We start from the raw sequence: 23,625 nt of genomic DNA on the forward strand, positions 1-23,625 counted from the left end.
CAGCCCGATGCTCCGGCCATCGAGGTCGGCCACATGGCCCCGATCCCCGGCGCGCTTCCGGTAGCGCTCGTCCCGGTCGAGGCTCCCGCGAACGCTCCGGCTCGCGTCACGTGCCGCGCGCCGACGATCGCGCCATTGCCCCGGAGCAGCGGTCTCGCATCGACCTTCGCGCTCTGTGCGGGCGACCTCTGCTGGGAGAACTACCCGCAGGGCGCCTTGCTCGTCTCGGTCGCGGCTGGAGCGGACGGCTCGCTGTACGCCGTCTCCTACGACAACGCCATCCTGCGCAGGGATGCCGCGGGATGGGGGCCGATCTGCCCACCCGCGGACTCCGCGAACGTCCGGTGGACGGGGATCGCAGCGAACGGCCCGGACGACGTCTGGGTCGTCGGGTATCGCCAGTCGCGTGCATTCGAGGAGGTGGTCTACCGGTGGGACGGGCGACGCTGGTTGCGCCCCGAGCTCGCCACGGTCGCCTGGCCGGTCATCGACGGCGGCGCGGGTTCGGACATCCTCGTCAGCGCGTCGCTCCCTTCGGCGCGCCGAACATCGCTTGGGTACGCCGATCCGGCCGTGTACCGGTGGGATGGAACGGCGCTCGTGGCGGAGCGGCTGGAGAGCATGCTCTATTTTGGAGGGCTCAGCGTCCGCGGTACCGAGGCGTGGATCACCGGGTCCGTCGGTACGACCCTGGCGTCACCCACCACGAGCGCGGCGCTCCACCGGTCGGAAGCCGGGTGGAGCACCGTGGCCGCGCCGCCGGGCGTCTATCTCGCGGGGATCGCCGCGGACCCGGCGGGCGGCGCCTTCGCCGGCGGCGAATCGGGTGGCGTCGGGACCCTCACGCGCTGCGAGCGCGACGGGTGCAGGGTCGTGTACCAGGGAAGCGGCGACTGGCTGAGCGTGCGTGGCGTCCTGGAGGATCGCGTCGTCCTCGACTCGGGAACGTACGGTCCGAACGGGTTCTCGCCCTTGCCCCTCCCGCCGAATGCCGCATGGTGCGGCCTGGGCAGCTACCGCGTCGCCGCGGATGGCCGGCTGTACAGCTCCTGCGGCCCCGAGATCGACCGGCTCGCCACAGCCGGATGGACCACCGAGCTCTCACTGTCGCGCCACTCCACCGCTGCGATCGGCGGCGGCGGCGCGAGCGACCTGCTCGTCGGAGGGAACGGGCTCGCGCACTTCGACGGGTCGTCCTGGACGTCGTTGATCGAGCCGACCACGTACGAGAAGTACGGCTACATGTTCTTCGACCACGCGTTCGACTGGATCCGCGGCGCCGCGCCCGACGATCAGCTCCTCGCGGACATCTCGGCCGCAGGAGTCTTGTCGCTGGTGGGATGGGATGGAAGCTCCGTCGCGCCTCTCGCGTTCCCCGCCAGCGCCCAGCTCCTCCCCGGTGCCGACGGTTCGCTCGCCCTGGCGACCGCTGCCGCTCCCGACCGATGGGACGTGCAGAGGCGCCAGCCAGGGGAATGGGGCGCTCCGGTGTCGCTTCCGATTCCAACCGGAAGGCCTCCGACGGACGTCTGGATCGCGCCCTCGGGAGAGATCTGGGCCGCCGCGGCGTGGTCAACGGGTGGCTGCACGTCGGCGTCGTCGCTCTTCCAGGTCGTCGGCGGCGTCGCGAGGGAGATCTCGCTCGGCGACTGGCGCGTGTCGGGAGTGGTCGGCGACGGCGCCGGTGGCGCGTGGGCCTGGGGCAGGACCTCCGGGTGCGGCGGTCGCGACCCGGTCCTCACGCCCGGCCGCGTCGTCCGTGTCGCACGCGACGGCGCCATCGAGGACTCCGGAATGCAGGGTGCGTGGTACTTCGTGCTGACGCCAGCGGGCGACGCGTTCCTCTCCGGCGCCCATGGCACCTGGCGTCACCGGGCGGCCGATGCCGCTCACGCGTGGGAGCTCGTCTCCACCTGGTACGGCGGTCTCGCGGCGCTCCCGGACGGCTCCGTGTGGGCCGGGCGCGGCAACGGGATGAGCGGAACCGCGCTCCTTCGGTACAGGGCACGGTGACCGCGCATCATTCACGTCCGCACTGGGCTCAGTATTCCTTCTGCCAGTTCACGCTGGCCTCTCCCGCGCGCGCGTCCCCGTAGCTGCCGTTGACGTTCCAGCGCTTCGAGAGCTGATACTCGAGGTCCACCTGGTTGGAGTTCTCCCCGCGCGTGGGGTCCGCGCCGATCCGGCCGGTGAAGCCCACGTAGAAGCGGTCGTTGACGTAGGTGCCGGCCTCGAGCTTCGTGCCTGCGACGCCGCTGTCTCCCGCCTCGATGGAGAGGACGTCGAGCGGGAGCTTGCTGGAGAGCGTCGTCTTGAGCTGCGAGGCCGCGAGGGAGCCCACGATCGACGCGGCCTCTCCCGAGGTCGACGTCTTCCCGGTCCCACGGTGCAGAGACGTGTGGCCCGTCGCGAGCAGCGTGTAGATCTCCGTCTCCGGAAGCGGCGGCTCCGAGGTCGGCTGTAGCTGCAGCTTGCTGGGCTCGCCTCGTACGTCGAGGTGTACCGTCACCTGCTCGATCTCGTTCTTGTAGATGGCGGAGACGTTCAGGCCCGGCGCCATCGCCGGACCCTTGAAGGACACCTTCGAGTCGCGCTGAAGGTCGAAGCGCCGCCCGAACACCTCGAGCCGCCCCCGGATTACGTTCACGTCCCCGAAGATTTTCGGCTCCGTGGCGTATTCGATGCGAAAGCCGTCGGAGAGCCCGAGCTCCATGTTGAGGTCGTTGCCCTGGATCCACAGGTTCCGCTGAGCATTCACGAGGACGGTGAGCTGCGTCCCGGCGCGCTCCGAGCCGGTCGTTCCGGTCCCGGCATCCCGGGAGGCAACCAGCCCCGCCTCCGCGCTCGCTCCTGCTGGCTCCTTCCGCTTCGTGCCACGGACCGGCTTCCCATTCATCGTCAAGACGACGTCCAGAGGATCGTCCAGCTTCTGCAGATCCTTTCGTTGCACGTCGGGGAGGACCACGTGCGCCTCGGGGATGTCGAGGTTCTTGATGGTCACGTCGGTGGGGGACACATTGCCGTCCGCCGTGCTCCGGAGCGACAGCGTCGCGGCGACCTGCCCCTGGGACACCACAGGGAACTTGTTCAGAGCTGCCTCGGCGTGGAGCTTGAACGCCTTGCTGCCGGTCCGCGTGGCCTTCGCCGAGAGCTTCGCGGTGCCGCCTCCGCTCTTGGCGGACAGGTCCTCGAGCTCGATCCGGTCGTTGTCTCCACTTGCCAGCAGGTGAACCTTCGTGAACTCGCCGTTCTCTCGGGTGAAGACGAGGCCATCCTTCCACTCGAGCCGTCCATTCACGGTCGGCGCACCCAGCGTCCCGCTCACGCGGGCATCCGCGTACACGAGTCCGCCCACCTTCTCCACTGCGCCGCTCAGGTTCGAGAGGAAGGCCGGGTCGAAGTCCTTCGCCTGGAGTGTCGCGACCACCGGCGCCGTGTCGAGCCGCTCCGTCCGACCCACGGCGGGGTAGGAGAGGTCCACGTGTGCGGTGGCCGCGACGTTCAGCGCGCCCCCGTTCTTGGACCTCAGCGACAGGTCGAGCAGCTCCTTCGCTCCCGCATAGTCCAACGCGACCGCCACCTGTCCATCCGGCCCGCTCTCTGCGCCGAGCCCGTCCACATTCATCCGGAGGGTCAGCCGCGGGTCGTGGAGGGTGCCGCTCAAGCCGAGCCGGCCCGTGAGCGTGCCGCGAACTCGCGGAGGCGCCTGTGCAGGATCCTCGTTTACCGGCTGCGTGGCGGCTTGAACCTCGGACAAGGAGAGCGGACCCAGGTTCGCTTCGAGTGAGAGCGGCGTCTCGGCCAGGCGGCCGCGGTCCTGTAGCTGTCTCGGATCGGCGCGGACGCGGGCCTTGGCCGTGAAGATGGACCTTCGCTCCCGCTCGGCCAGTACCTCGGCATGAAGCTCGTCTCCGAGCTGGAGACGCACGAGCGCATCGAGCGGCGTCACGCCCTGCGTCGCGAGGCCTCGCCCGCGAACGGAGACCTCACCGCGAGGAGCCCTGGCCGAGCCGGTCACGTGCACCCGCGCGCTCAGCGTGCCGTCCAGCGGACGGTCACTCACCCCCGCCTCGGCGAGGAGCTTCAGGGGTACCTCGCGGACGTCCGCCTCGAGCGCGACCTCGGCCGCCATGAGCGCGGCCAGCGTGGGCGGCTTGCGGATCAGCTGGCCGAGCGTGAACGGCGTCGCGAGCTCGATGAAGCTCTTCTCTCCTTCCATCCCCAGGTCCACGCGCAGCCCGAGCCGGCCGTCGTCTGCGCTCTTCGCGACGACGTCGAGCTCCGAGGCCGCGAGCTGCTTCACCCGCAACCTGCGGCCCTCGAGCGCGACCTTCAGCCTGGGGTCGTCCGCCGTCCCTCTCAGCGAGACCTCCGCCGAGACGAGCCCGGAGATCGGCTTCTCGATACCGAGCTTCCGCAGCGATTCGTCGAGCCTCAGCTCGGCCATCCGGAGGTCCACGTTCACGGGGACGTGCCGCCCCTCCTGAAGCGCCTTCACGGGGACGTCGAAGGCGCCGGTCAGCCTGATCCCTTCGCCATTTGCGGCGAGCGTTCCCTTCGCCTGGTCCTTGGCGTACGACGCGTCCAGGTGAAGCTCGACGTCGCGGTAGCTCTTGAAGCGCCCGCCCCGGAGGTCGACACGAGCTTCCGCCTCCGGCCTCGAGCTCGGGCCGCTCACACGCGCCTCCAGCTCCAGGACCCCGCCCACCGCGAGCGCAGGATCGACGAAGGCCCTCGGGAGCCTCCCGAGATCGAACGAGCGCAGCTCGAGCGACGCGTCGAGCTTCGTTCCGCGCTTCAGCATCTTGAACGAGATGGCCTCCTGGCCGGACCTCAGGGTGAGCGGCGAGATCGAGAGCGAGCCGGCGCGGGACTCGATCCGGACCGGCGCGACGAGGGCCCACTGGGCCTCCGGGTAACCCAGCGACAGCGCCGTCAACGTCCCGCCGCGTCCATCCCGGGAGAGCGTGGCCTGCGCACGGAGGCTCAGCTCCGCGTAGCCGTGCACGGCCGAGTCCAGCGCGAGCTCCTGGCGACGCCCCTCCACCGCGAGGTGCACCGCCCGGAACACCTTCCCGGGCGAGAGCGCCAGCCTCCTCGCGGCGAGGCGCGTCCTCACCCCGGTCGGCGCCTTCGAGTCCGGAACGTTCAGGTCGAGCGCGAGACCGGCCACCGTGCTCTTCTGGTACGCGAGAAACGGAAAGCCGCCGTGCGCCGTGATCGAGGGGTGCTCGACCGAGCCCCCGATCGCGAAGCCCAGCGTTCCGCGGCCCTTCATGGAGCGCGCTCCGGGACCGACGAGCTTGCCCAAAGTCCGACCGAATGCCTCGAGGTCTCTGGCCACGAGCTTTCCACTCAAGGCCAGCCGCTCCTTTCGTCCTTGCCCTCTCGCCTCGATCCGCAGTCCGGGCACGTTGACCAGCAGCTCGGAGAGCTGTAGCTCGCCATCGCTCGCCGACGCCAGCACGCGGACCGGACCCATGGTCTCCCCTGCCATCGACGAGGGAGGCACGGTCAGCTCCAGCCGGCCGGCCATATCCTCGAGCGAGGTTCCTCCTCCCGACGCGACCAGGTTCAGCGCCACGTCGGACGACGGACCACCGAGGAAGAGCTCGCTCAGATCCACGTGGCGAACCGTCACCGTCGCCTCGTGGAGGGACTTCGCCGCGAGGTCGAGCGTCACGTCCGCCCGCACCGTCGCCGAGGCGGCCCTGGCGTCGAGGCGGAGAGAGAGCGCATCGCCCTTCCGAACGGCCTTCGCCGAGAGCGAGGCGTCCGCGCGGAGCGGGTAGCCCGGAGAGAAGGCGTCGGCGATCTCCGGCGGGATGACGAGCGACTCGATCTGGACGTCCGCGGTGGTCTCGCTCTCGACGTGCGCCATGGCTACGAGCCTCGCGGTCCCGAGCTCGAGCCCGAGCCGCGCGTCCTTCCGTTCACCCGCGCCCGTGGCGTGGAGGCTCAGGTGAAAGGGACCCTCGAAGGGAGCCGCGACGCCGGCCGTGATCTCCAGCTGCGCGCGGAGCGCATCTCCAACGAGCGAGGCCGAGCCGCTTGCTCCCAGGTCGTCCAGGTGGAGGTGACGGGACGCATCCGGGGAGCGCTGCACGACGTCGATGACGCCGTGGACGATCCGGAGGTCCTCCACCACGAAGCCCAGGCTGCTCTTCTGGCTCTCCCCCTCGGGCTCGGGCGTCGGGTTCCGCGCCGCGATCGCCCGCTGAAGGTTGCTCCCGCGCTCATCCTGGCGGAGTTGAAGCTCCGGCCGGTCGAGGCGGACGAGCGTCACGTCGATGCGCTTGTGGACGAGCTCAGCAAGCCGGAGGCGAACCTCGAGCTCGGAGACCCGCGCGACGATCCCGCCATCCGGCTCGCGGAGCACCACCCCCTGGAGGATCAGGTGCCCGCCGCGAAGCGAGAGCTCTCGAACGGTGAGCGTGCCCTCGATGGCGGCGTTCGCCTGCTCGAGGACGATCCTTCGAAGCCGCTCTCCCCCTGCCGGCGTCGCGAGGTATGCGAGCGCGCCCAGCACGAGGACGAGCACGACGCCGACGAGCGACAGGGCCCCGATCCCCAGCCGCCACAGCCACCGGCGCCGCCGCGTGCTCCGTGGCTCGCCGCTCCTCGACGTCCCTGAGGCCAAGCTCCGCCCCTTCGCCCGAACAGAACCGTTCATTCATACGTTAGGGGCGCGGGGTCCCGGCCGGAACCGCGGCGAGCGCGTGGGGGCCAGCCCGGCCGGCGGGCGTGCGTCGCGCTAGAAGGCCTCTCCGATGGAGATGTGGATGACGCACGGGCCCTCGGGGGCTCCGGCGCTGGGTCCCCTTCCGATCCCGAAGCAGCTCGACCGCCTCGGGTAGCTGAGCGATGTACCGGGCGATTGAACCACCGCCAGCGGCGGGCCGATGTCCGGGCGGTAGCCGAGGTCCAGCCTGATCGGGCCGACGGGGGTCCGGTACCGGAGGCCACCACCGAAGGCGAGCAGCATGTCGTCGCGAAAGGCCCTGGCGCGAATGTGCTCGCGCGTGACGAAGCCCGCGTCGACGAACGCCGCCAGCACCAGGGCGCCGGTGAGACCGTAGCGAACCTCGAACGACGACTCGAACAGGCCGTTGCCGCCGATCGGTACGGTGTAGCCGGAGGTCGGGGACCCGGGCCGAGGAACGACGAACTGGGGAGAGAGCCTGCGGTTGTTGAAGCCGCGCATTCCGTTCCCGCCGGAGAAGAAGCGGGAGACGATGGGGCTCGCCGTGTCGCCCCCGCTGCTGGGGATGAGCGTCCCCACCTTCAGCCGCGCGGCGAACGTCAGCTTGTCGCGCTCGAGGAAGGACAGGTAGCCGCGGGCCTCGGGGATGATGCGGAAGTACGAGAAGCTGCCGCCCAGGATTCCGCCACCTTCCTGGAACGCCAGGGCGAGGTAGTAGCCGCGGTGGGGCTCCTGGCGGTCATCTCGCTCGTCCCACTCGACGAGCTCCTCCGCGTAGGAGAGGACGCAGTTCTCGGGGCAACCGAAGAGCAGCGTCGGTGCGCCGCCGGCCAGCTGGGCGGACCCGGACTCGAGCCGATACAGCTCGAGGTTGTAGGAGGTCGTGATGGACAGGTTGATCGTCGGCGCGTAGACCACGCCCGCCTTCGCGCGACCGCCGTAGTAGCGGTAGGCGGGCTCGATCCCCCGCTCCGCGGTGAGCTTGCCGTCGAGCTTCAGGTCGCGGAAGAAGAACCTGGGCTGCTCGAGCTCCGCGCCGAGGCTCCCCACCACGCCGCTCTGGGCGCCCGACGCGCTCGTCGCATAGAACGTCGGGATCCAGGCGTAGCCGACCACGGCGTCGAGCGTCAGCTTGCGCAGAGATCCCAGGAAGTCGCGGTCGACGTAGGTCGACTTCACGCGGGCCTCCTGGCTCGTCTGGTCCACCGCGATGCCGCCCCCGACACTGAGCGTGTGGAAGCGAGACTCCTGGGCGTCCACCTGCATCGGGACGGTGAGCGTCCCTGGGTCGGGCTCCCCGGGGCTCACCTTCACGGCCCCGAACACTCCCATCCTGAAGACGCGCGCCTCCGCGACGCTCTGCGCCTTCAAGGAGTACCAGTCGCCCGGCGTCGTGTCCGCCGCGGCCTGCTCGGTGACACGCCAGGGCGGGACACGCGAGGGCGTGTGCTCCCTCACGGACAGCGCGCCGAACCGGTATCGCGGACCGTGGTCGACGCTGACCCTGACATCGGCTGCGCGGGTGTCGAGGCCCACCTCGACCTCGCCCTGCACCGTGGCCGCGGCGTAGCCCTGCTCTCGAAGCGTGTGGAGGAGCTTCTCCTTCAGCCCCTCCCAGCGATCCACGATGAAGATCTGACCTGCCTCGAGCCCGACCTGGTCGCGCAGCAGCTTCCGGTCCTTCTCCGGGAGATCGTCGAGCCCCAGGAGGTCGACCGAGCGGATGCGCGTCGGCTCGCCCTCCTCGACCGTGGCGCGGACGTCCACCGCCTTGCGCCCGCGGGGCTTCACCTCGGTGGCGGTGACCTTCGCCTGGTAGTAGCCCTGCGCCCGATAGAACTTCTCGATGCGCCGGAGGTCCGTCTTCCACGCGCTCTCGTCGAAGTATTGCTTCTTGGAGAAGGGGACCCAGCTGTTCTCCGCGGTGAGGAGACGCTTCTTGATGTCCCCCTCCTCGAGTTTCCTCGCGCCCTCGATACGCACCGAGTGCACCTCCGGCCCCTCCCGCCTTCCCCCCGTCGCGCAGCCCATGGCCAGGACCACGGCCACCACCCGCCAGATCCGTCGTCGCTCGACCATCCACACAAGCTTTGTCGCGCACGGTCGCGCGCTCATGCCCCACTCCAGGACACCCGTTCTCGTTTCCGACTCGGATGGATTCGTTCGGCGAACCCGTGTTTTGACCGTGCAAACGCGCGCGCCGTGAGTGAAGAACGGACCTGTCCCGAAGGATCGGGACTGCGTGGCGACGCGGACGCGCGTCGGAAGGAGGAGCACGTGGCGCATGCGCTCGGCGCGAAGGATGTGCTCACTCCGCTCGACGGCCTGCTCCCTGACCTGGAGCGGCTCTACACCGACCTCCACGCGCACCCCGAGCTCTCGATGCAGGAGACCCGGACGGCGGGCATCGCGGCGGAGCGGCTTCGCGCGGCCGGCTACGAGGTGACGGCGGGCATCGGGAAGACCGGCGTGGTCGGCCTGCTGCGCAACGGCGATGGTCCCACCGTCATGCTGCGCGCCGACATGGACGCGCTGCCCGTCGAGGAGCTGACGGGGTTGCCCTACGCGAGCAAGGCCACGTCCACCGATCGCGACGGCAAGGTCGTCCCGGTGATGCACGCCTGCGGCCACGACATGCACGTCGCCTGGCTGGCGGGCGCGGCCACCCTGTTCGGCCGCGCGCGCGAGGCGTGGCGGGGGACGCTGCTCGCGGTCTTCCAGCCGGCGGAGGAGATCGCCGCGGGCGCCCAGGCGATGATCGACGACGGGCTCTTCACCCGGTTTCCGAAGCCGGCCGTCGTCCTCGGGCAGCACGTCATGGTCGGCTCCGCGGGCGTCCTCGGCTGGCGCGCCGGCGTCATGACCTCCGCCGGCGACAGCCTCCAGATCCGGCTCTTCGGGCGCGGGGCCCACGGGTCGATGCCCCAGGCGAGCATCGACCCCGTGGTGATGGCGGCGGCGACCGTCCTCCGCCTCCAGACCATCGTCTCCCGGGAGCTCGCCGCGACCGAGGCCGCCGTCGTGACGATCGGCGCCCTGCAGGCGGGCACGAAGGAGAACGTCATCCCCGAGGACGCCCTCATCAAGCTGAACGTCCGCACCTTCGACGAGGGCGTCCGCGCTCGCGTGCTCGCCGCCATCGCGCGGATCGTGAACGCGGAGGCCGCGGCGTCCGGGGCGCCCCGGCCGCCGGAGATCACGCCGCTCGACCGCTACGGAGCCGTCCGGAACGACCCGGAGGCGACGCGCCGCGTGGTCGTGTCGTTCCAGCGGACCTTCCCCGCCGAACGCGTGCGGGAGGTGGAGCCGACGTCGGCGAGCGAGGACTTCGGCTGCTTCGGCGCGGAGTGGCACGTGCCCTCGGTGTTCTGGTTCGTGGGCGGCACCGATCCCGAGGCGTACCGGCGGGCCCGGGACGCGGGCCGGCTGGGCGACCTTCCGACAAACCACAACCCGCGCTTCGCGCCGGTCCTGCACCCGACCCTGCGCACGGGCGTCGAGGCGGCGGTCGCCGCTGCGATGGCCTGGCTCGCACCGTGAACACCGCGCTCGCGGCGAGGGTTCCGGGTGGGGACCGACCTCTGCGCCGTCAGGCGGACCGTGCCGGGCCCGTGTCGCGCATCAGGATCTCCTGCGCCACGCTCGCGACGAGCAGCCCGCTGCGGTCGAACACGAGCCCGCGCGCGAGCCCCCGCGCGGACTGTGCGGACGGAGAGTCCATCGCGTAGAGGAGCCACTCGTCGACGCGCGCCTGGCGATGAAACCAGAGCGCGTGGTCGAGCGAGGCGACGATCATCGACGGCTGCCACCAGCTCCTGCCGTGCGGCCGCAGCGGCGCCCCCGCCAGCGTCGAGTCCGACGCGTACGCGAGGATGCACCGGTGCAGGTGGGGATCGTCTGGAAGGCGGTCGACGGCGCGGAACCAGGCGGCCTGGCGCGGCTCACCGTGGACGCGGCGGAGCGGGTTCTGCGGCTCGATGGGCCGGAACTCGATCGCCCCGGGAGTGCGCATCGCCTCGGCGGTCTGCGGCGGCACGGGACCCGCGTCGGCGAGCCAGCGCTCGACCAGCTCGCTGTAGCTCGCGAGCGCCTCCGGCGGCGGCACCTCCGGCATGGACGCGGCGTGCTCGAGGCCGGGCTCCGGCTTCTGGAACGACGCGATCATGGAGAGGATGGGCCGCCCGTGCTGGATGGCCTGGACACGTCGCGCGGAGAAGCTCCGCCCGTCGCGGATCCGATCCACCTGGTAGACGATGGGCGCGGTCACGTCGCCGGGCAGCAGGAAGTAGGCGTGGAGCGAGTGCGGCAGGCGACCGTCCACGGTGCGCTCCGCCGCCACCAGCGCCTGGCTGATCACCTGTCCCCCGAACACCCGAGGCGAGCCGAGGTGTCTCGACTCGCCCCGGAAGAGGTTCACCTCCAGCTGCTCCAGATCGAGCTGCCGGATGAGCGCGCTCAGCGACGGGTCCATTCGTCCTCTCCTTCCCCGGCGCCAAGCTTACTCGACACCGCGTGGATCGCGCCCGGAGAGGATCAGCGAGGGCGGCCGGCCACGACCGCGGGGGTCCACGCGCGCCGGCGGCGCCCGAGCCGCTCCTCCGCGGTCTCGCCGTCGTAGGCCACCGGCACGGGGCGCTGCGTGAACGCCTCCCGCGCCTCGAGCACGTTCGCGTTGAGGGTCGCGTAGGTGGCCCCCTCGATCGTGCTCACCGCCGCGACGTACACGCCGCACGTACGGCAGACGAGGAAGTCCGCGGTGCGCAGACCGAAGCGGTAGCGAGAGACCTCCCCGGCGTCGCGGATCCGCACCTCGAGCGAGCCCGCCGGGTCCGACACCGCGATCGAACCGTGCCGGCGGCAGAACGTACATCCGCACTCGCGCGGCGCGAGCGCCTCGGGCCGCTGCGACGTCTCGAACGTGACCTCGAGGTTGCCGCAGTGACATCGTCCTTCGAATCGCATGAGAAGCTCAGCGCGCGTGAAGCGCCCCCGTCACGCCGTCTTCTTCCGCGTCGACGTCCGCACCCTGCGCAGCGCCTCGTCCGTGAGCGCGGTCATCGCTCCCGCGGCGGCGGTCAACGTCGTGGTCGCCGCGTTGAGCAGCGCGCGCGCCAGCTCCAGGAGCGCACCCCTGACGGCCTTGAGCTCGTCGAGCGCCGTGGACTCTCGTTTCGTCCGGGTTGCCATGGATCGCCCTCCCCTCTGCCTGCATATAAGCGGACGCCGCACCGGCAGACCGAGGCGTTCAGGGCTGACACGAAGGTGCCTGCCTCCCGGGCGCACGCGCGCCAGCGCGCGCCTGGGGAGCTGGAGCCGGAGCTGCGCGCCCCCTCGCGCGTCACGCCGCGCTCGCGGCCGCCACGGCTCCGCCGCCACGCTCCTCGCGCGGCGGGACGGCGAACCGGACGAGCCGGCGCATCGCGCTCGCGAACTGCGAGGCCAGCGAGCCCGTCGTGTACGGGACCCCGTGGCGCTCGCAGATGGCGCGCACGCGAGGGGCCATCTCCGGATAGCGCCAGGCGGGGACGTTCGGGAAGAGGTGGTGCTCGATCTGGAACCCGAGGTGACCGCTGAGCACGTGGCCGAGCCGCCCGGTCTCGAAGTTGCTGCTGCCCGCGATCTGCCGGAAGTACCATCCGGCCCGATCCTCGCCCGCGAGCTCCTCCTCGCGGAAGGTCGCCGTCCGCTCCGTGAGGTGGCCGCAGTAGATGACGGCGTACGCCCAGCCGTTTCGGAGCGCGTTCGCGAGCACGTTCCCGGCGAGGACCTTCACCGCGAGCGGACCCGCGAGGGCGGGGTAGAAGACGTACTCGACGAACCCCTTCCGCGCGGCCTTTCGCGCGAAGGCCCAGAGATCGCGGGCCACCTCGCGACGAGGACGCCGCCGTCTGGCCGCTTCGCTCGACGGCGGGCCGAGCCCATCGAGGAGGCCGAGGTCGTAGGCGCCGATGGAGTACTCGAAGAAGAGCCCGCTGAGCGGGCTCACCAGCGGCTGGAGCAGGTGGATGGGCTTCCACGGCACCTCCGCGGAGAAGCGGAAGGCGTTGTAGCCGAAGTCGCGATCTCGACCGATGACGTTCGTGAAGACGTGGTGCCTGGCGTTGTGGGCCCGCTTCCAGCTCTTCGCCGTGCCGACCATGTCCCACTCGTAGGTCGCCGAGCTGAGCGATGGGTCGCGCATGAAGTCGTACTGACCGTGCAGCACGTTGTGGCCGATCTCCATGTTCTCGAGCACCTTGTAGGTGCCGAGCGCGCAGACGCCGGCTGCCCAGCTGATCGGCTCCAGGCTGAAGTGGATGAGGAGGCGCCCCGCCACGCGGGAGATCCGCGCGACCGCCCTGACGGTCCGGATGTAGTCGGCGTCGCGCGCGCCGATCTTCGCCACGTACTCCTGCCGGAGCGCATCGAGCTCCGCCCGCAGGGACTGCGACTGCTTTGCTGACAAGGTCACCCGTTCCCCCGTTCCCGCGGCGTTGCCGCGGAGCCTCGTGACGGTCCTACCTGTGCGCTCGTTGTCATGAGCGGGTCACGATGCTCCGGGCGAGGGCGGCGGCGAGCGCGGCGCGCGGGCGCCCGCGCCGTCATGCCCTCGTCGAGGAGGCGGCCGTTCCGGTCGATGACTTGGAGACAGTCGGGCTCTCGCCAGCGGACTCTCACGTCCGATGGTCGGCGCGCGTCGCTGCCGCGATCTTCGTGAAGAAGGCGGTGAACCCCACCCCGATGCCGATCACCGCCCCCACGACGAGCATCCACTGCACGGAGTGCCCCAGCCAGCGGTCGAGCCCATAGCCGAGGAGCGTGAAGACCGCGACGGAGGCGAGCAGCGTGCTCGACGCGGCCATGTACGGCTCGGCCTTCCGGTACCCTGCTGCGAGGCTCGAGAGCCCGCGCTCGGGGTCCGCCGCACCACCACCGCCCGGCCCGCCGGTCGGGGCTCGCGCTCGCTGTGCCATTCGGTCTCTCCTCGACCCTCTCGACGTGGAGGTCAGCGGAGCGGTCCAGAGGCGGGAGTCGGACGCGGCTCGGCGCGGGGGCCGGATCGCCGAGCAGGACGTCAACGCTCGGTCGAGGAGAACGTAACGCCAGCGCGATCCCCGCGCGCGCTCGTCGCGCCCCATCGCTCCCCGAGGCAGACGTCCGCACGGCCCATCTGACGCCCCTCGGGTCCATTACCGGGCTGGGGGCACCCGAACCTGCTACACAGCCGGTAGAGGACGGCGACCCCATGCCCGACCGCAGCTCCGTACCGCCCCATCCGAGCGACGAGCATGAAGCCGACTGGCGCGCCCGGGAAGGCGAGCGTCTCCTCATCGTGGGCGTCGGCGCCTCTGCGGGCGGCCTCGAGGCGTTCGAGCGTTTCCTCGGCCAGCTCCCGTCGGACAGCGGGCTGGCGTACGTCCTCGTCCAGCACCTCTCTCCCGAGCACGAGAGCAGCCTCGTCGAGATCCTGTCCCGCGCCACGAAGCTCCCGGTGGAGACCGTGCGCGAAGGGCAGCGCGTCGAGCGCGACCACGTGTACGTCATTCCACCGGGGACGGGCCTCGTCGTCGAGGGCGGCGCCCTGCGCCTCGTCCCGGCGGAGCCGAAGGGCTCTCGCCTGGTGGTGAATGCGTTCCTGACCTCGCTCGCGGAGGACCAGCGCGAGAACGCCGTCGGCGTCGTGCTCTCCGGGACCGGCTCCGACGGCGCGCTCGGCATCGCCGCCGTGAGACGTCACGGGGGCAGGACGTTCGCGCAGCTCCCCGGCGACGCGCGGTACGAGAGCATGCCTGCCGCCGCGATCGCGACGGGGATGGTGGAGCAGGTCCTCCCCGCGAGCGAGATCCCTGCGGCGCTCGGCGAGCTCGCTGCCGAGCGCCGGCGCCACCCGCCCGAGAGCGCGCGGGGCGAGGCGGAGGGGCTCCACCGGGCGCTCGAGGTGATCGGGCGGACGACGGGCCACGACTTCAGCCGGTACAAGCGCAGCACCATCCTCCGCCGGTTCCACCGGCGCATGGGCGCGACCGGCACCGCCACCGTCCGTGACTACGCGACCCTGCTCGAGGGCGACGCCGACGAGGCCCGCCGCCTCGCCGAGGACCTGACCATCAACGTGACGAGCTTCTTCCGCGACGAGGCGCCGTTCCGGATCCTCGAGCAGATCGTCGTCCCCGACCTCCTGAAGCGGCGCGGCGCCGACGGGATCCGCGTCTGGGTGCCGGCCTGCTCCTCCGGAGAGGAGGCCTACTCGCTCGCGATGCTGCTCTGCGAGGGCGACGGCCTCCAGCGCCCGCCGCAGCTCCAGGTCTTCGCGACGGACATCGACGCGTCTGCCCTCGCGGAGGCGCGGCGAGGCCAGTACACGAGCGTCGTCGAGCGCCAGGTGAGCCCCGAGCGGCTGGAGCGGTTCTTCACGAGGCGCGGGGACACGTACACGGTCACGAAGCCCCTCCGCGACCTCTGCATCTTCACGGAGCACGATCTCGTCAAGGATCCGCCGTTCTCCCGGATGGACCTCGTGTCCTGCCGCAACCTGCTCATCTACCTGGAGCCCGACCTCCAGAAGCGAATCATCGGGCTCCTCCACTACGCGCTCCGGCCGGGCGGCTACCTCCTCCTCGGCAAGGCCGAGATGATCGACGCGCGCGAGCTGGAGCTGTTCGAGGTCGTGGACAAGACCGAGCGCGTGTTCCGGCGGCGCGAGGTGGATCGGCGTCCGGCGATCCTGCCTCCGGGGCGGCGGGCGCCTCCCCTCGAGCTGGCGCCGCCCAGCCGGCGAGGCGATCCCGAGGTGAAGAGCGCCGCCGATCGCTCGCGAAGGATCGTGCTCGAGGAGTACGCGCCGCCTTCGGTGGTGGTCGATGCGCGCGGGGAGATCCGGTACTACTGGGGGACGAAGCTGTCCGACTTCCTGCCGCCCCGCGCCGGCGCACCCGCCACCAACCTGATGCACCTCGCCCGGCGCGAGCTCCGCGTCGAGCTCTCCGCCGCCCTCCACAACGCGGCGCGCCAGGGGAAGCCGGTCACGTACAAGGACGTGGTGGTCGAGGCGGAGGGCGTCCAGCGTCGCCTGAACCTCGTCGTCCGGCCGCTCCCGCCCACGGAGCAGGATCCGGACGCGCTGTTCCTCGTCGTCTTCGAGGAGCTGCAGGCCTCTCCCATCGCGCACGGCACGCCGCTCGACGCCCCGACCCTGGAGCGCCACCGGCTGCTGCAGCGCGATCTCGAGAGCACCCAGGAGCGGCTCCAGGTCACCATCGAGGAGCTCGAGAACGCGAACGAGGCGCTCCGCACGTCCAACGAGCAGCTACAGTCCATGAACGAGGAGATGCACTCGTCCAACGAGGAGCTGCAGACCTCGCAGGAGGAGCTGCAGTCGGTGAACGAGGAGCTCAACACGCTCAACACCGAGCTCAGCAAGAAGGTGGACGAGCTCGAGCTGCTCTACGGCGACCTCCAGAACCTGTTCCAGAGCACGCAGATCGCGACCATCTTCCTCGATCGCGAGTCCCGGATCGCGCGCTTCACGCCGGCGGCGACGGCGATCTTCCGGCTCGCCGACGGCGACGTGGGGAGGCCGCTCTCGGACTTCGCCGCGCTGTTCGACGCGCAGGACGTGCCCCAGGAGGTGAAGCGAGTCCTCGCGACGCTCCAGCCCGTCGAGCGCACGGTGGGCCTCGCGCAGGGAGGGCGCTGGTTCCTCATGCGCATGAACCCGTACCGCACGCCGTCCAACGTCGTCGCGGGCGTCGTGGTCTCCTTCATCGACGTCACGAGGCTGAAGGAGGCGGAGGCGGCCCTGCGGCAGGCCGTGGGGGAGCGGGAGCGCGCCGAGGCGGCCCTGCGGGACGCGGACCGGCGGAAGGACGAGTTCCTCGCCGTCCTGTCCCACGAGCTGCGAAACCCGCTCGCGCCCATCCGGAGCAGCCTCCACGTCCTCGAGCGCGCGCCCGCGGACGCGGACGCGGCGGCGCGAGCGCACCAGATCATCGCCCGCCAGGTGGGGCACCTCGCTCGCCTCGTCGACGACCTGCTCGACGTGACGCGCATCGCGAACGGGAAGCTCCAGGTCGAGCGTCGGCCCGTGGACCTCCGGTCCCTCTCGCAGCGCACCGCCGACGACCACCGGAGCCTCTTCACGACGCGCGAGGTCGCGCTGGAGGTCGCGCTCCCGGACGAGCCCCTGTGGGTCGAAGGCGACGCGACGCGCCTCGCGCAGGTGATCGGGAACCTGCTCCAGAACTCGGCCAAGTTCACCTCCGGAGGCGACTCGGTCCGCCTGTCACTCGACGCGGTCGAGGGGTTCGCGGTGCTGCGCGTGCGGGACAACGGCATCGGCATCGAGCCTGCGATGGTCCCGCGCCTCTTCCACCCGTTCGCGCAGGCCGACGCGACCCTCAATCGCAGCCTCGGCGGGCTCGGGCTCGGTCTCGCGCTCGTGAAGGGCCTCGTCGAGACGCACGGCGGCACGGTCGAGGCGAGGAGCGGCGGCAAGGGCGCAGGCACCGAGTTCATCGTGCGGTTGCCGCTCTCGGTGGCGCCCGCGGGGATCGAGGTCGCGCCGGCGTCACCTCCGCGCCCCCGCCGTGTGCTCGTCATCGAGGACAACCTCGACGCCGCCGAGAGCCTGCAGCTCGCGCTCGAGATGGAGGGCCACGAGGTCTTCCTGGCGCACGACGGTCCGAAGGGGATCGAGCGAGCCCGGGAGCTCATGCCAGAGGTGGTGGTCTGCGACGTCGGGCTCCCGCGCATGGACGGCTACGCGGTGGCGAAGGCGATGCGGAGCGAACCCGGCCTGCGGGACACGTTCCTCATCGCGCTCACGGGATACGCCCGTCCGGAGGATCAGCGGCGCGCCACGGAGGCGGGGTTCGACGCGCACCTGACCAAGCCGGCGACGGTCGAGGAGCTCCAGGAGGCGATGGACCGTGCGCCGCGCCGGACGCCGCCGCGCGGCGGCGGTCCAGTCGCGGCCCGGTGACAACCGGGGGGTGCTCTGACGGGGCGTGCTTCCAACCCGGGCGGCTACCCGTGTAACCCGCGCGCCGCCGGCGCATCGTATGGAGAGCAAGGAGGCAGGTCCATGGCTCTCAGCGCTGACGCACGACCGAAGGCCTTCGAGGCGAGCGGCGCCTCGGATGCGGACGTGGTCCACCGTGTCCTCGCCGGTGACACCGCGTCGTTCGAGCTCCTGATGCGCCGTCACAACCAGCGCGTGTACCGCACGATCCGCGCGGTGCTGCGCCGCGACTCGGCCGAGGTCGAGGACGCGATGCAGCTCACCTACCTGCAGGCGTTCCGTGCGCTCGCCACGTTCGAGGGCGCCTCGTCGTTCGGCACGTGGCTCACCCGGATCGCGCTGAACGTCGCGTACGGCCTCGCGAGACGGCAGCGCATCGCTGCCGTCGAGCTCTCGGCGGAGGTGGACGAGATGACCCGGGGCGCGCGCGACGAGGGGCCGGAGGACGGAGCCACGCGGAGGGAGAGCGCCGAGCTGCTGGAGCGAGCCGTCGCCCGGCTGGGAGACGATCACCGCGTCGTGTTCATGCTGCGGGAGGTCGAGCAGCTCTCCACCGCGGAGACCGCCGAGGCGCTCGACCTGTCGGAGGAGAACGTGAAGGTGCGGCTGCATCGCGCCCGGCTCGCCCTGCGCGAGATGCTCGCCGAGGAGGTCGGTCAGTCGGCCCCGCAGGCGTTCACGTTCCTCGCCCCGCGCTGTGACCGCGTGGTGAACGCGGTGCTCTCCGCCATCGGCGACTCTTTCGGGACGGGTCCGTCCGGAAGCCCGGGCCGCGAGTGAGCCGAGGCTGCTGCTTTCGGGCTCCGGCGCGCGGCTGACAGCCGAGCACCGCGCGCGACCCCATCGAGGCACCCTGCCGCGCCCCACGCGCGATGACGACGCCGTGACCGGGAGCGGCGCAGGATCGCGGCATGCGCGCACTCCTCGTGCAGGCCCGCTCGCCGCGCAGCTACTGGAGCTTCGAGCGAAGCCTTCCCTTCATCCGCAAGGCGGCGACGATGCCGCCGCTCGGGCTCGCCACGCTCGCGGCGCACCTGCCGCAGCACTGGGAGCTCCGGCTGCGCGACCTCGAGGTCGCCCCGCTCGACGATGCCGACCTGCGCTGGGCGGACGCCGTCCTCGTGTCCGGGATGCTCGTGCAGGCGGAGTCGATGCGCGCGGTGCTCCGCCGGGCTCGCGCCCTCGGCCGGCGCACGGTCGCCGGCGGCGCGGGGCCGAGCCTCGTGCCCGAGCGCTTCCCGGAGGCCGATCACGTCTTTCGCGGCGAGGCCGAGGGGCGCCTGGAGCTCCTCGTGCGCGTCCTCGAAGGACGGGAGACAAAGGCGCCCCGACTCCTCTCGCCCGAGGGCGACGACCGGCCCGACCTCGCGCTCGCGCGCGTGCCCCGCTTCGACCTCCTCGACCTCCCACGCTACGCCAATCACGCCCTGCAGTACTCGCGCGGCTGTCCGTTCCGCTGCGAGTTCTGCGACATCATCGAGCTGTTCGGGCGCGTGCCGCGGGTGAAGTCGCCGGAGCAGGTCGTGGCGGAGCTCGACGCGCTGCACGCGCGCGGGGCGCGCGGGGCGCTCTTCTTCGTGGACGACAACTTCGTCGGCAACCGGCGCGAGGTGGCCCGCCTGCTCCCGGTGCTCCGCGCCTGGCAGGAGCGGCACGGGTTCCCGTTCCAGCTCTGCACGGAGGCGAGCCTCGACCTCGCGAGCGCGCCGGAGCTCGTGGCCGAGATGGTCGCGGCGGGCTTCCAGGAGGTGTTCCTCGGGATCGAGACGCCCTCCGCCGCGGCGCTCGCGGAGACCGGCAAGAGCCAGAACCTCCGCATGCCCCCGGGCCGCGCCGTCGAGACGCTCACGCGCGCAGGGCTCGAGGTGTTCTCCGGCTTCATCGTGGGCTTCGACAGCGAGGGGCCGGACATCTTCGATCGACAGCTCGAGCTCATCTCCGGGCTCCCGGTCCCCCGGGCGATGGTCGGGCTGCTCGTCGCGATGCCGGGCACGCGCCTCTGGCGGCGCCTCGAGCAGGAGGGCCGGCTGCGCGGCGACGGGAGCGGCGACGCCTTCGAGCGGCCGAACTTCGTGCCTGCCCAGGACGAGCGGGTCCTGCTCGCGGGATACCGCCGCCTCGTGGCGGCGCTCTACGCGCCCGAGCGCTACTACGCGCGGTGCACCCTCGCCATCGACCAGCTGCCGCTCCGCCCCCGCGCCGCCTCGGACGCCGGCGCCGCCGAGGGCTCGCTCGCTGCGGTCGCACGGATCGCGTGGGGCATCGGCGTCGTGAGCCCGCGGCGCCTCCACTTCTGGCGCCTCGTCGGACATGCGCTGCGCCGGGGCGCCGGCGCCCTCCCGCGGGCGCTGGCGCTCGCGGTGATCGGCGAGAGCCTCATCCCGTACACCCACGACGTGGTCCTGCCGCGCCTCGACCGGTCGCTCGCCGAGCTCGCGGCGAGCGACGCGCAGCGCCCCTCCGCATCTGCTTAGGGACTCCGGTCGCCCTCTCCTCGCCTCACGACGAGGAGGGCGCGGCGAGGACGGCCACGCGCGGACCCGAGGCCGCCTCGGCGCCGCGCCGGCCGAGCGCGCGCAGGTACCGGTAGTGAGCCGCGATCGCGGCGCGGAGCGTCGGGTGCGTGTGGTGCGGCACGCCGTGCGCGCGGCACGCCGCCTCCACGCTCGCGGCGAGCGCCGGGTAGTGCACGTGGCACACGTCCGGGAGGAGGTGATGCTCGATCTGGAAGTTGAGCCCGCCGACGTACCAGCCCAGGAGCCGGTTCGAGGGCGCGAAGTCCACCGTGGCGCGCACCTGGTGCTCCGCCCAGCCGGTCGGCATCCGCTGATCTCCGGCCCGGGCGGCGTGGAACTCCGCCTCCGGCACCGCGTGCGCGAGCTGGAACACCGTCGCCAGCACCACGCCCAGCGTGAGCGCGCCGAGCAGGAAGAGGGGCGCGACCCAGCCGCTGCGGAACACGAGCACCGGGACGACCACCGCCCAGGCGAGGAACACCGCCTTGCCGGCGAGGAACGCGGCGAGCTCGCCGCCCCGCGGGCGCGGGAACGGGAGCTGCCCGATGCGGCCACGCGCGAGGTCGCGCACGTCGTCCACGAACCACCACTTCACGGCCAGCACGCCGTAGAGCAGCCAGCCATAGACGTGCTGGTAGCGGTGGAACGGGCGGAGCCGCTGCGACGGCGCGAGCCGGAGGAACGGCTCGGCGTCGATGTCCGCGTCCATCCCGTCCACGTTCGCGTAGGTGTGGTGGTGCACGTTGTGCTTGAAGCGCCAGAGGTACGAGCTCGCCCCGACGAAATCGAGCGCCAGGCCCCACGCACGGTTCACGCGCGCGGAGCGCGCGTAGGCGCCGTGGTTGGCGTCGTGCATGACCGAGAAGCCGATCCCCGCCGTCGCGAGCGCCAGAGACAAAGTCAGCGCCACCGCCAGCACGGGAGAGGTGCCGCCGAGGAGGAGGAGCAGCGCGTAGGAGGCCGCGAACCAGCCCAGGATTGCGCCCGTCTTCGCGTGCATCGCGCCGCCGCCCCAGCGTGCCCGGCCGGTGCCCTCGAGGTACGCGCCGGCGCGGCGCTTCACCTCGGCGTGAAAGCCGTCGTCGCGTGGGAACCGGACCCGGGGAGGCGTGGAGCTCATGCCCGGGATCTAGGCACCCCGAATCACGAAGATGTCACCGCGGCGCCCGCCTCCGGAACGAGAAAAGCCCGGCCTCGAAAGGCCGGGCTCTCATTGCCTGAAGGGTCGCGATGACGCGACTAGGCGACCGGGCGGACGTTCGCCGCCTGCAGGCCCTTGGGGCCCTTCGTCACTTCGAACTCCACCTTCTGGCCCTCGGCGAGGGAGCGGAACCCATCCGTCTGGATCGCGGTGTGGTGGCAGAAGACATCCTCGCCCCCGTCCGCCTGGGTGATGAAGCCGAAGCCCTTCGCGTCATTGAACCACTTCACGGTACCGGCTGCCATTTGCTGTAGGTGCTCTTTTCTCTCTGTGAACGCGCGGCAGTGAGTGCCGCGCGAACCTTCTTCCCTCCCGGAGCGGGAGAGAAGGGACGTTGGTAGTCGAATCGCGCGAAGAAGTCGAGCCCGGGGCCCAGAATGCCGCGGCAGCGTGACGAGCGCCCGGGGGCGCGCGGTGATATACGACATCCACCCGGCGAACGCGGCCGGCCCTCCACGCCGCCGTGAGCGACACGGCGGGATCTCACCCGCGCCACCCTTTCGTCCCCCGACGTGCCCCCTGCGCGCCCCTCGTGCGCGTGTCGAGAGGCGTGCGCGAGCGCGTGGACCGACCGGAAAGAGCCGAACATGAGCAGCCTCGAGAACGGAATGCTGGTGCAGCACACCTCGCTGGGGATCGGCAAGATCGTCGCGCTCGACCAGAAGGCCGTGCACGTCTTCTTCGCCACGAGCGACGCGCGCTTCGCGACGAAGCTGCGGCTGCCGATGGCACTGCCGCTCCTCTCCCCCGCCACGAGCCCGAACGCCTGGCTCTCCGCGCTGACCGGCTTCGCGCTCGACGCGAAGACCGGCCGCTACGGCCGCGCCGGCGCGTGGCTCTCGCACGCCGACGCCGTGGCGCGCTTCGTCGAGTCCTTCCCGCAGGGGTTCACGGACCCGAAGTACGTCGGGGAAGGCAAGGAGCGGGGCGAGCAGCGTGCGAGCAAGTGGCGCCGTGCCCACGAGATGTTCGTCGAGACGCTCGGGAACGGCGAGGGTGAGCGGCTCCTCGAGGCGGGCGACGTCGGCGGCCTCGTCGAGCGGACGCTCCGGATCGAGCGGCACGTGCGCACGCTGCACCGGGACGCGGAGCGGACCTCGCTCGAGGACGGCCTGAAGGATCCGGCCGCGGCGAAGGCGTTCTTCGCGGCGCTGTTCGAGCTCCTGGCGACGGCCACGCCCGAGCAGCCCCGGTTCGAGGCGCTCGCCGCCGCGGTCGCGACGCTCTTCCCGAGCGCGGCGCGGGAGTCCCTCTGGCCGATCGTGACGCTCCTGCCGTTCGTCGCGAGGCCGGAGCTCCACATGCTGCTCCGCCCCCGCTTCGCCTGCGACGTGGCGCAGCGGCTCGGGCTCGAGCTCGCCTACGACGCCGAGCCCAACTGGTCCACCTACTCCGCCCTCCTCGGCTCGGCCGACCAGCTCCTCGAGAAGCTCCGGCCGCTCGGCGCGCGCGACCACGTCGACGTCGAGGCGTTCATGCACGTGAGCACGGCGAAGCGGCCGCGCCCGCGCCCCCAGCAGCCGGAGCTCGTGACGTGAGCGGCCGAACGGACCCGCGACGAAGGGAGTCGAGACCATGACGGTGACGGCGTTTCTCGCGGCGATGCAGAGACAGCTCGTCGATGCCCTCCGGACGGGCGGGCCCTGGTCGCGATCGGCGTGGTGCCGCACTCAGCGGCGCCACCTGAGCGTCCCCGGCGGCGCGGTGGTGTGGGTCCGCGGCGAGGCGCTGCCGTGGGCGCAGTGGGGAGCCCGCCGCGGCTACTTCGAGGTCCAGTACATGGACGGGCTGCCCTACCTCCGCGCGCGGGCGTGAGCGCGCGATCGTTCCGCGACCCTTCCCCTGCCCGCTCTCGCGGCGTACAAGGGGCGATGTCCGACGCGCGGAAGCAGTCGCTGTACTTTCCCGAGGAGATGCTCCAGCAGATGCAGGAGGAGGCGATCCGGCAGGACCGGTCGCTCTCCTGGATCGTCCAGCACGCCTGGCGGCTCGCGCGCGAGCGGATCTCGAGGCTGCCCAGCAGCGGCGTGGCCCTCGCACCTGCTTCACGCACGGTAGGCCCCGCGAACGAGCTCGCGACCGCCTCCGCCGACGAGGCGAAGGGCTAGGCCGCGTGGCGGTCACGGGCTGGAAGCGGGCGCGGCGGGGCGCGCGCGCGTCGGGGGTACGCGCCGTGCGCCCGCGCCCGGCGGGGGTGGCGCGCCGC

17 protein-coding genes are annotated in these 23,625 nt (G+C 71.7%); 8 read left to right on the forward strand and 9 right to left on the reverse strand.

Going from position 1 to position 23,625, the window contains the following annotated elements:
* Positions 1–135: 135 nt before the first annotated feature.
* Entirely contained in the window at positions 136–2,013 is a 1,878-nt protein-coding gene (locus MNZ39_RS07200; protein WP_242336690.1) for a hypothetical protein, read from the forward strand.
* 28 nt (positions 2,014–2,041) lie between these two features.
* On the opposite strand, the gene MNZ39_RS07205 is transcribed toward MNZ39_RS07200, so the two are convergent.
* Entirely contained in the window at positions 2,042–6,640 is a 4,599-nt protein-coding gene (locus MNZ39_RS07205) for a translocation/assembly module TamB domain-containing protein (protein WP_242336692.1), read from the reverse strand.
* Positions 6,641–6,754: 114 nt separating this feature from the next.
* Positions 6,755–8,782, reverse strand: coding sequence for an autotransporter assembly complex family protein (locus tag MNZ39_RS07210; protein WP_242336694.1), 2,028 nt, complete (start codon positions 8,780–8,782; stop codon positions 6,755–6,757).
* A 198-nt stretch (positions 8,783–8,980) separates the two neighbouring features.
* Between MNZ39_RS07210 and MNZ39_RS07215 the strand changes: the two genes are divergently transcribed.
* Positions 8,981–10,243: a M20 family metallopeptidase gene (locus MNZ39_RS07215; RefSeq protein ID WP_242336696.1), complete on the forward strand. Its 1,263-nt coding sequence runs from the start codon at positions 8,981–8,983 to the stop codon at positions 10,241–10,243.
* 49 nt (positions 10,244–10,292) lie between these two features.
* Here MNZ39_RS07215 and tesB read toward each other — a convergent pair whose 3' ends face one another.
* From tesB to MNZ39_RS07240, 5 genes are all read right to left on the reverse strand, one after another.
* Positions 10,293–11,174, reverse strand: a complete 882-nt coding sequence (gene tesB, locus MNZ39_RS07220; RefSeq protein ID WP_242336698.1) for an acyl-CoA thioesterase II — start codon at positions 11,172–11,174, stop codon at positions 10,293–10,295.
* Between the two features lie 62 nt (positions 11,175–11,236).
* Positions 11,237–11,665: a GFA family protein gene (locus tag MNZ39_RS07225; RefSeq protein ID WP_242336700.1), complete on the reverse strand. Its 429-nt coding sequence runs from the start codon at positions 11,663–11,665 to the stop codon at positions 11,237–11,239.
* A gap of 30 nt (positions 11,666–11,695) precedes the next feature.
* A complete protein-coding gene (locus MNZ39_RS07230) occupies positions 11,696–11,890 on the reverse strand; it encodes a hypothetical protein (protein WP_242336702.1) in 195 nt (64 codons plus the stop codon).
* A gap of 151 nt (positions 11,891–12,041) precedes the next feature.
* A complete protein-coding gene (locus MNZ39_RS07235; RefSeq protein WP_242336704.1) occupies positions 12,042–13,154 on the reverse strand; it encodes an acyl-CoA desaturase in 1,113 nt (370 codons plus the stop codon).
* Positions 13,155–13,356: 202 nt separating this feature from the next.
* The gene (locus tag MNZ39_RS07240; RefSeq protein WP_242336707.1) at positions 13,357–13,656 is read right to left on the reverse strand and encodes an AtpZ/AtpI family protein; all 300 of its coding nucleotides are present in this window, start codon (positions 13,654–13,656) and stop codon (positions 13,357–13,359) included.
* 272 nt (positions 13,657–13,928) lie between these two features.
* On the opposite strand from MNZ39_RS07240, the gene MNZ39_RS07245 reads away from it, so the two are divergent.
* From MNZ39_RS07245 to MNZ39_RS07255, 3 genes are all read left to right on the forward strand, one after another.
* Positions 13,929–17,663: a chemotaxis protein CheB gene (locus MNZ39_RS07245; RefSeq protein WP_242336710.1), complete on the forward strand. Its 3,735-nt coding sequence runs from the start codon at positions 13,929–13,931 to the stop codon at positions 17,661–17,663.
* Positions 17,664–17,765: 102 nt separating this feature from the next.
* A complete protein-coding gene (locus MNZ39_RS07250; RefSeq protein ID WP_242336713.1) occupies positions 17,766–18,482 on the forward strand; it encodes an RNA polymerase sigma factor in 717 nt (238 codons plus the stop codon).
* A 131-nt stretch (positions 18,483–18,613) separates the two neighbouring features.
* Positions 18,614–20,176, forward strand: coding sequence for a B12-binding domain-containing radical SAM protein (locus MNZ39_RS07255; protein ID WP_242336715.1), 1,563 nt, complete (start codon positions 18,614–18,616; stop codon positions 20,174–20,176).
* Between the two features lie 25 nt (positions 20,177–20,201).
* Here the strand turns inward: MNZ39_RS07255 and MNZ39_RS07260 are convergent, their stop codons facing one another.
* Positions 20,202–21,338, reverse strand: coding sequence for an acyl-CoA desaturase (locus MNZ39_RS07260; RefSeq protein WP_242336718.1), 1,137 nt, complete (start codon positions 21,336–21,338; stop codon positions 20,202–20,204).
* A gap of 119 nt (positions 21,339–21,457) precedes the next feature.
* Entirely contained in the window at positions 21,458–21,664 is a 207-nt protein-coding gene (locus MNZ39_RS07265) for a cold-shock protein (protein WP_242336721.1), read from the reverse strand.
* A 342-nt stretch (positions 21,665–22,006) separates the two neighbouring features.
* Between MNZ39_RS07265 and MNZ39_RS07270 the strand changes: the two genes are divergently transcribed.
* The 3 genes from MNZ39_RS07270 to MNZ39_RS07280 are packed head-to-tail and all read left to right on the forward strand — an operon-like array spanning position 22,007 to position 23,527.
* Entirely contained in the window at positions 22,007–22,957 is a 951-nt protein-coding gene (locus MNZ39_RS07270) for a hypothetical protein (protein WP_242336724.1), read from the forward strand.
* Between the two features lie 37 nt (positions 22,958–22,994).
* Positions 22,995–23,234: a hypothetical protein gene (locus MNZ39_RS07275; RefSeq protein WP_242336727.1), complete on the forward strand. Its 240-nt coding sequence runs from the start codon at positions 22,995–22,997 to the stop codon at positions 23,232–23,234.
* 56 nt (positions 23,235–23,290) lie between these two features.
* Positions 23,291–23,527: a TIGR04563 family protein gene (locus MNZ39_RS07280; protein WP_242336729.1), complete on the forward strand. Its 237-nt coding sequence runs from the start codon at positions 23,291–23,293 to the stop codon at positions 23,525–23,527.
* Positions 23,528–23,625 lie beyond the last annotated feature (98 nt).

Origin of the sequence: Anaeromyxobacter sp. SG66 (assembly GCF_022690805.1) — a bacterium.
Lineage (GTDB): Bacteria > Myxococcota > Myxococcia > Myxococcales > Anaeromyxobacteraceae > Anaeromyxobacter > Anaeromyxobacter soli.

Excerpts from the sequence above, each read along its gene's own strand:
- MNZ39_RS07275 (WP_242336727.1), top strand. The coding sequence starts at position 22,995 with ATGACGGTGACGGCGTTTCTCGCGGCGATGCAGAGACAGCTCGTCGAT.
- MNZ39_RS07245 (WP_242336710.1), top strand. The coding sequence starts at position 13,929 with ATGCCCGACCGCAGCTCCGTACCGCCCCATCCGAGCGACGAGCATGAA.
- tesB (WP_242336698.1), bottom strand. The coding sequence starts at position 11,174 with ATGGACCCGTCGCTGAGCGCGCTCATCCGGCAGCTCGATCTGGAGCAG.
- MNZ39_RS07225 (WP_242336700.1), bottom strand. The coding sequence starts at position 11,665 with ATGCGATTCGAAGGACGATGTCACTGCGGCAACCTCGAGGTCACGTTC.
- MNZ39_RS07270 (WP_242336724.1), top strand. The coding sequence starts at position 22,007 with ATGAGCAGCCTCGAGAACGGAATGCTGGTGCAGCACACCTCGCTGGGG.
- MNZ39_RS07265 (WP_242336721.1), bottom strand. The coding sequence starts at position 21,664 with ATGGCAGCCGGTACCGTGAAGTGGTTCAATGACGCGAAGGGCTTCGGC.
- MNZ39_RS07250 (WP_242336713.1), top strand. The coding sequence starts at position 17,766 with ATGGCTCTCAGCGCTGACGCACGACCGAAGGCCTTCGAGGCGAGCGGC.
- MNZ39_RS07240 (WP_242336707.1), bottom strand. The coding sequence starts at position 13,656 with ATGGCACAGCGAGCGCGAGCCCCGACCGGCGGGCCGGGCGGTGGTGGT.
- MNZ39_RS07260 (WP_242336718.1), bottom strand. The coding sequence starts at position 21,338 with ATGAGCTCCACGCCTCCCCGGGTCCGGTTCCCACGCGACGACGGCTTT.
- MNZ39_RS07210 (WP_242336694.1), bottom strand. The coding sequence starts at position 8,782 with ATGGTCGAGCGACGACGGATCTGGCGGGTGGTGGCCGTGGTCCTGGCC.
- MNZ39_RS07280 (WP_242336729.1), top strand. The coding sequence starts at position 23,291 with ATGTCCGACGCGCGGAAGCAGTCGCTGTACTTTCCCGAGGAGATGCTC.
- MNZ39_RS07255 (WP_242336715.1), top strand. The coding sequence starts at position 18,614 with ATGCGCGCACTCCTCGTGCAGGCCCGCTCGCCGCGCAGCTACTGGAGC.
- MNZ39_RS07230 (WP_242336702.1), bottom strand. The coding sequence starts at position 11,890 with ATGGCAACCCGGACGAAACGAGAGTCCACGGCGCTCGACGAGCTCAAG.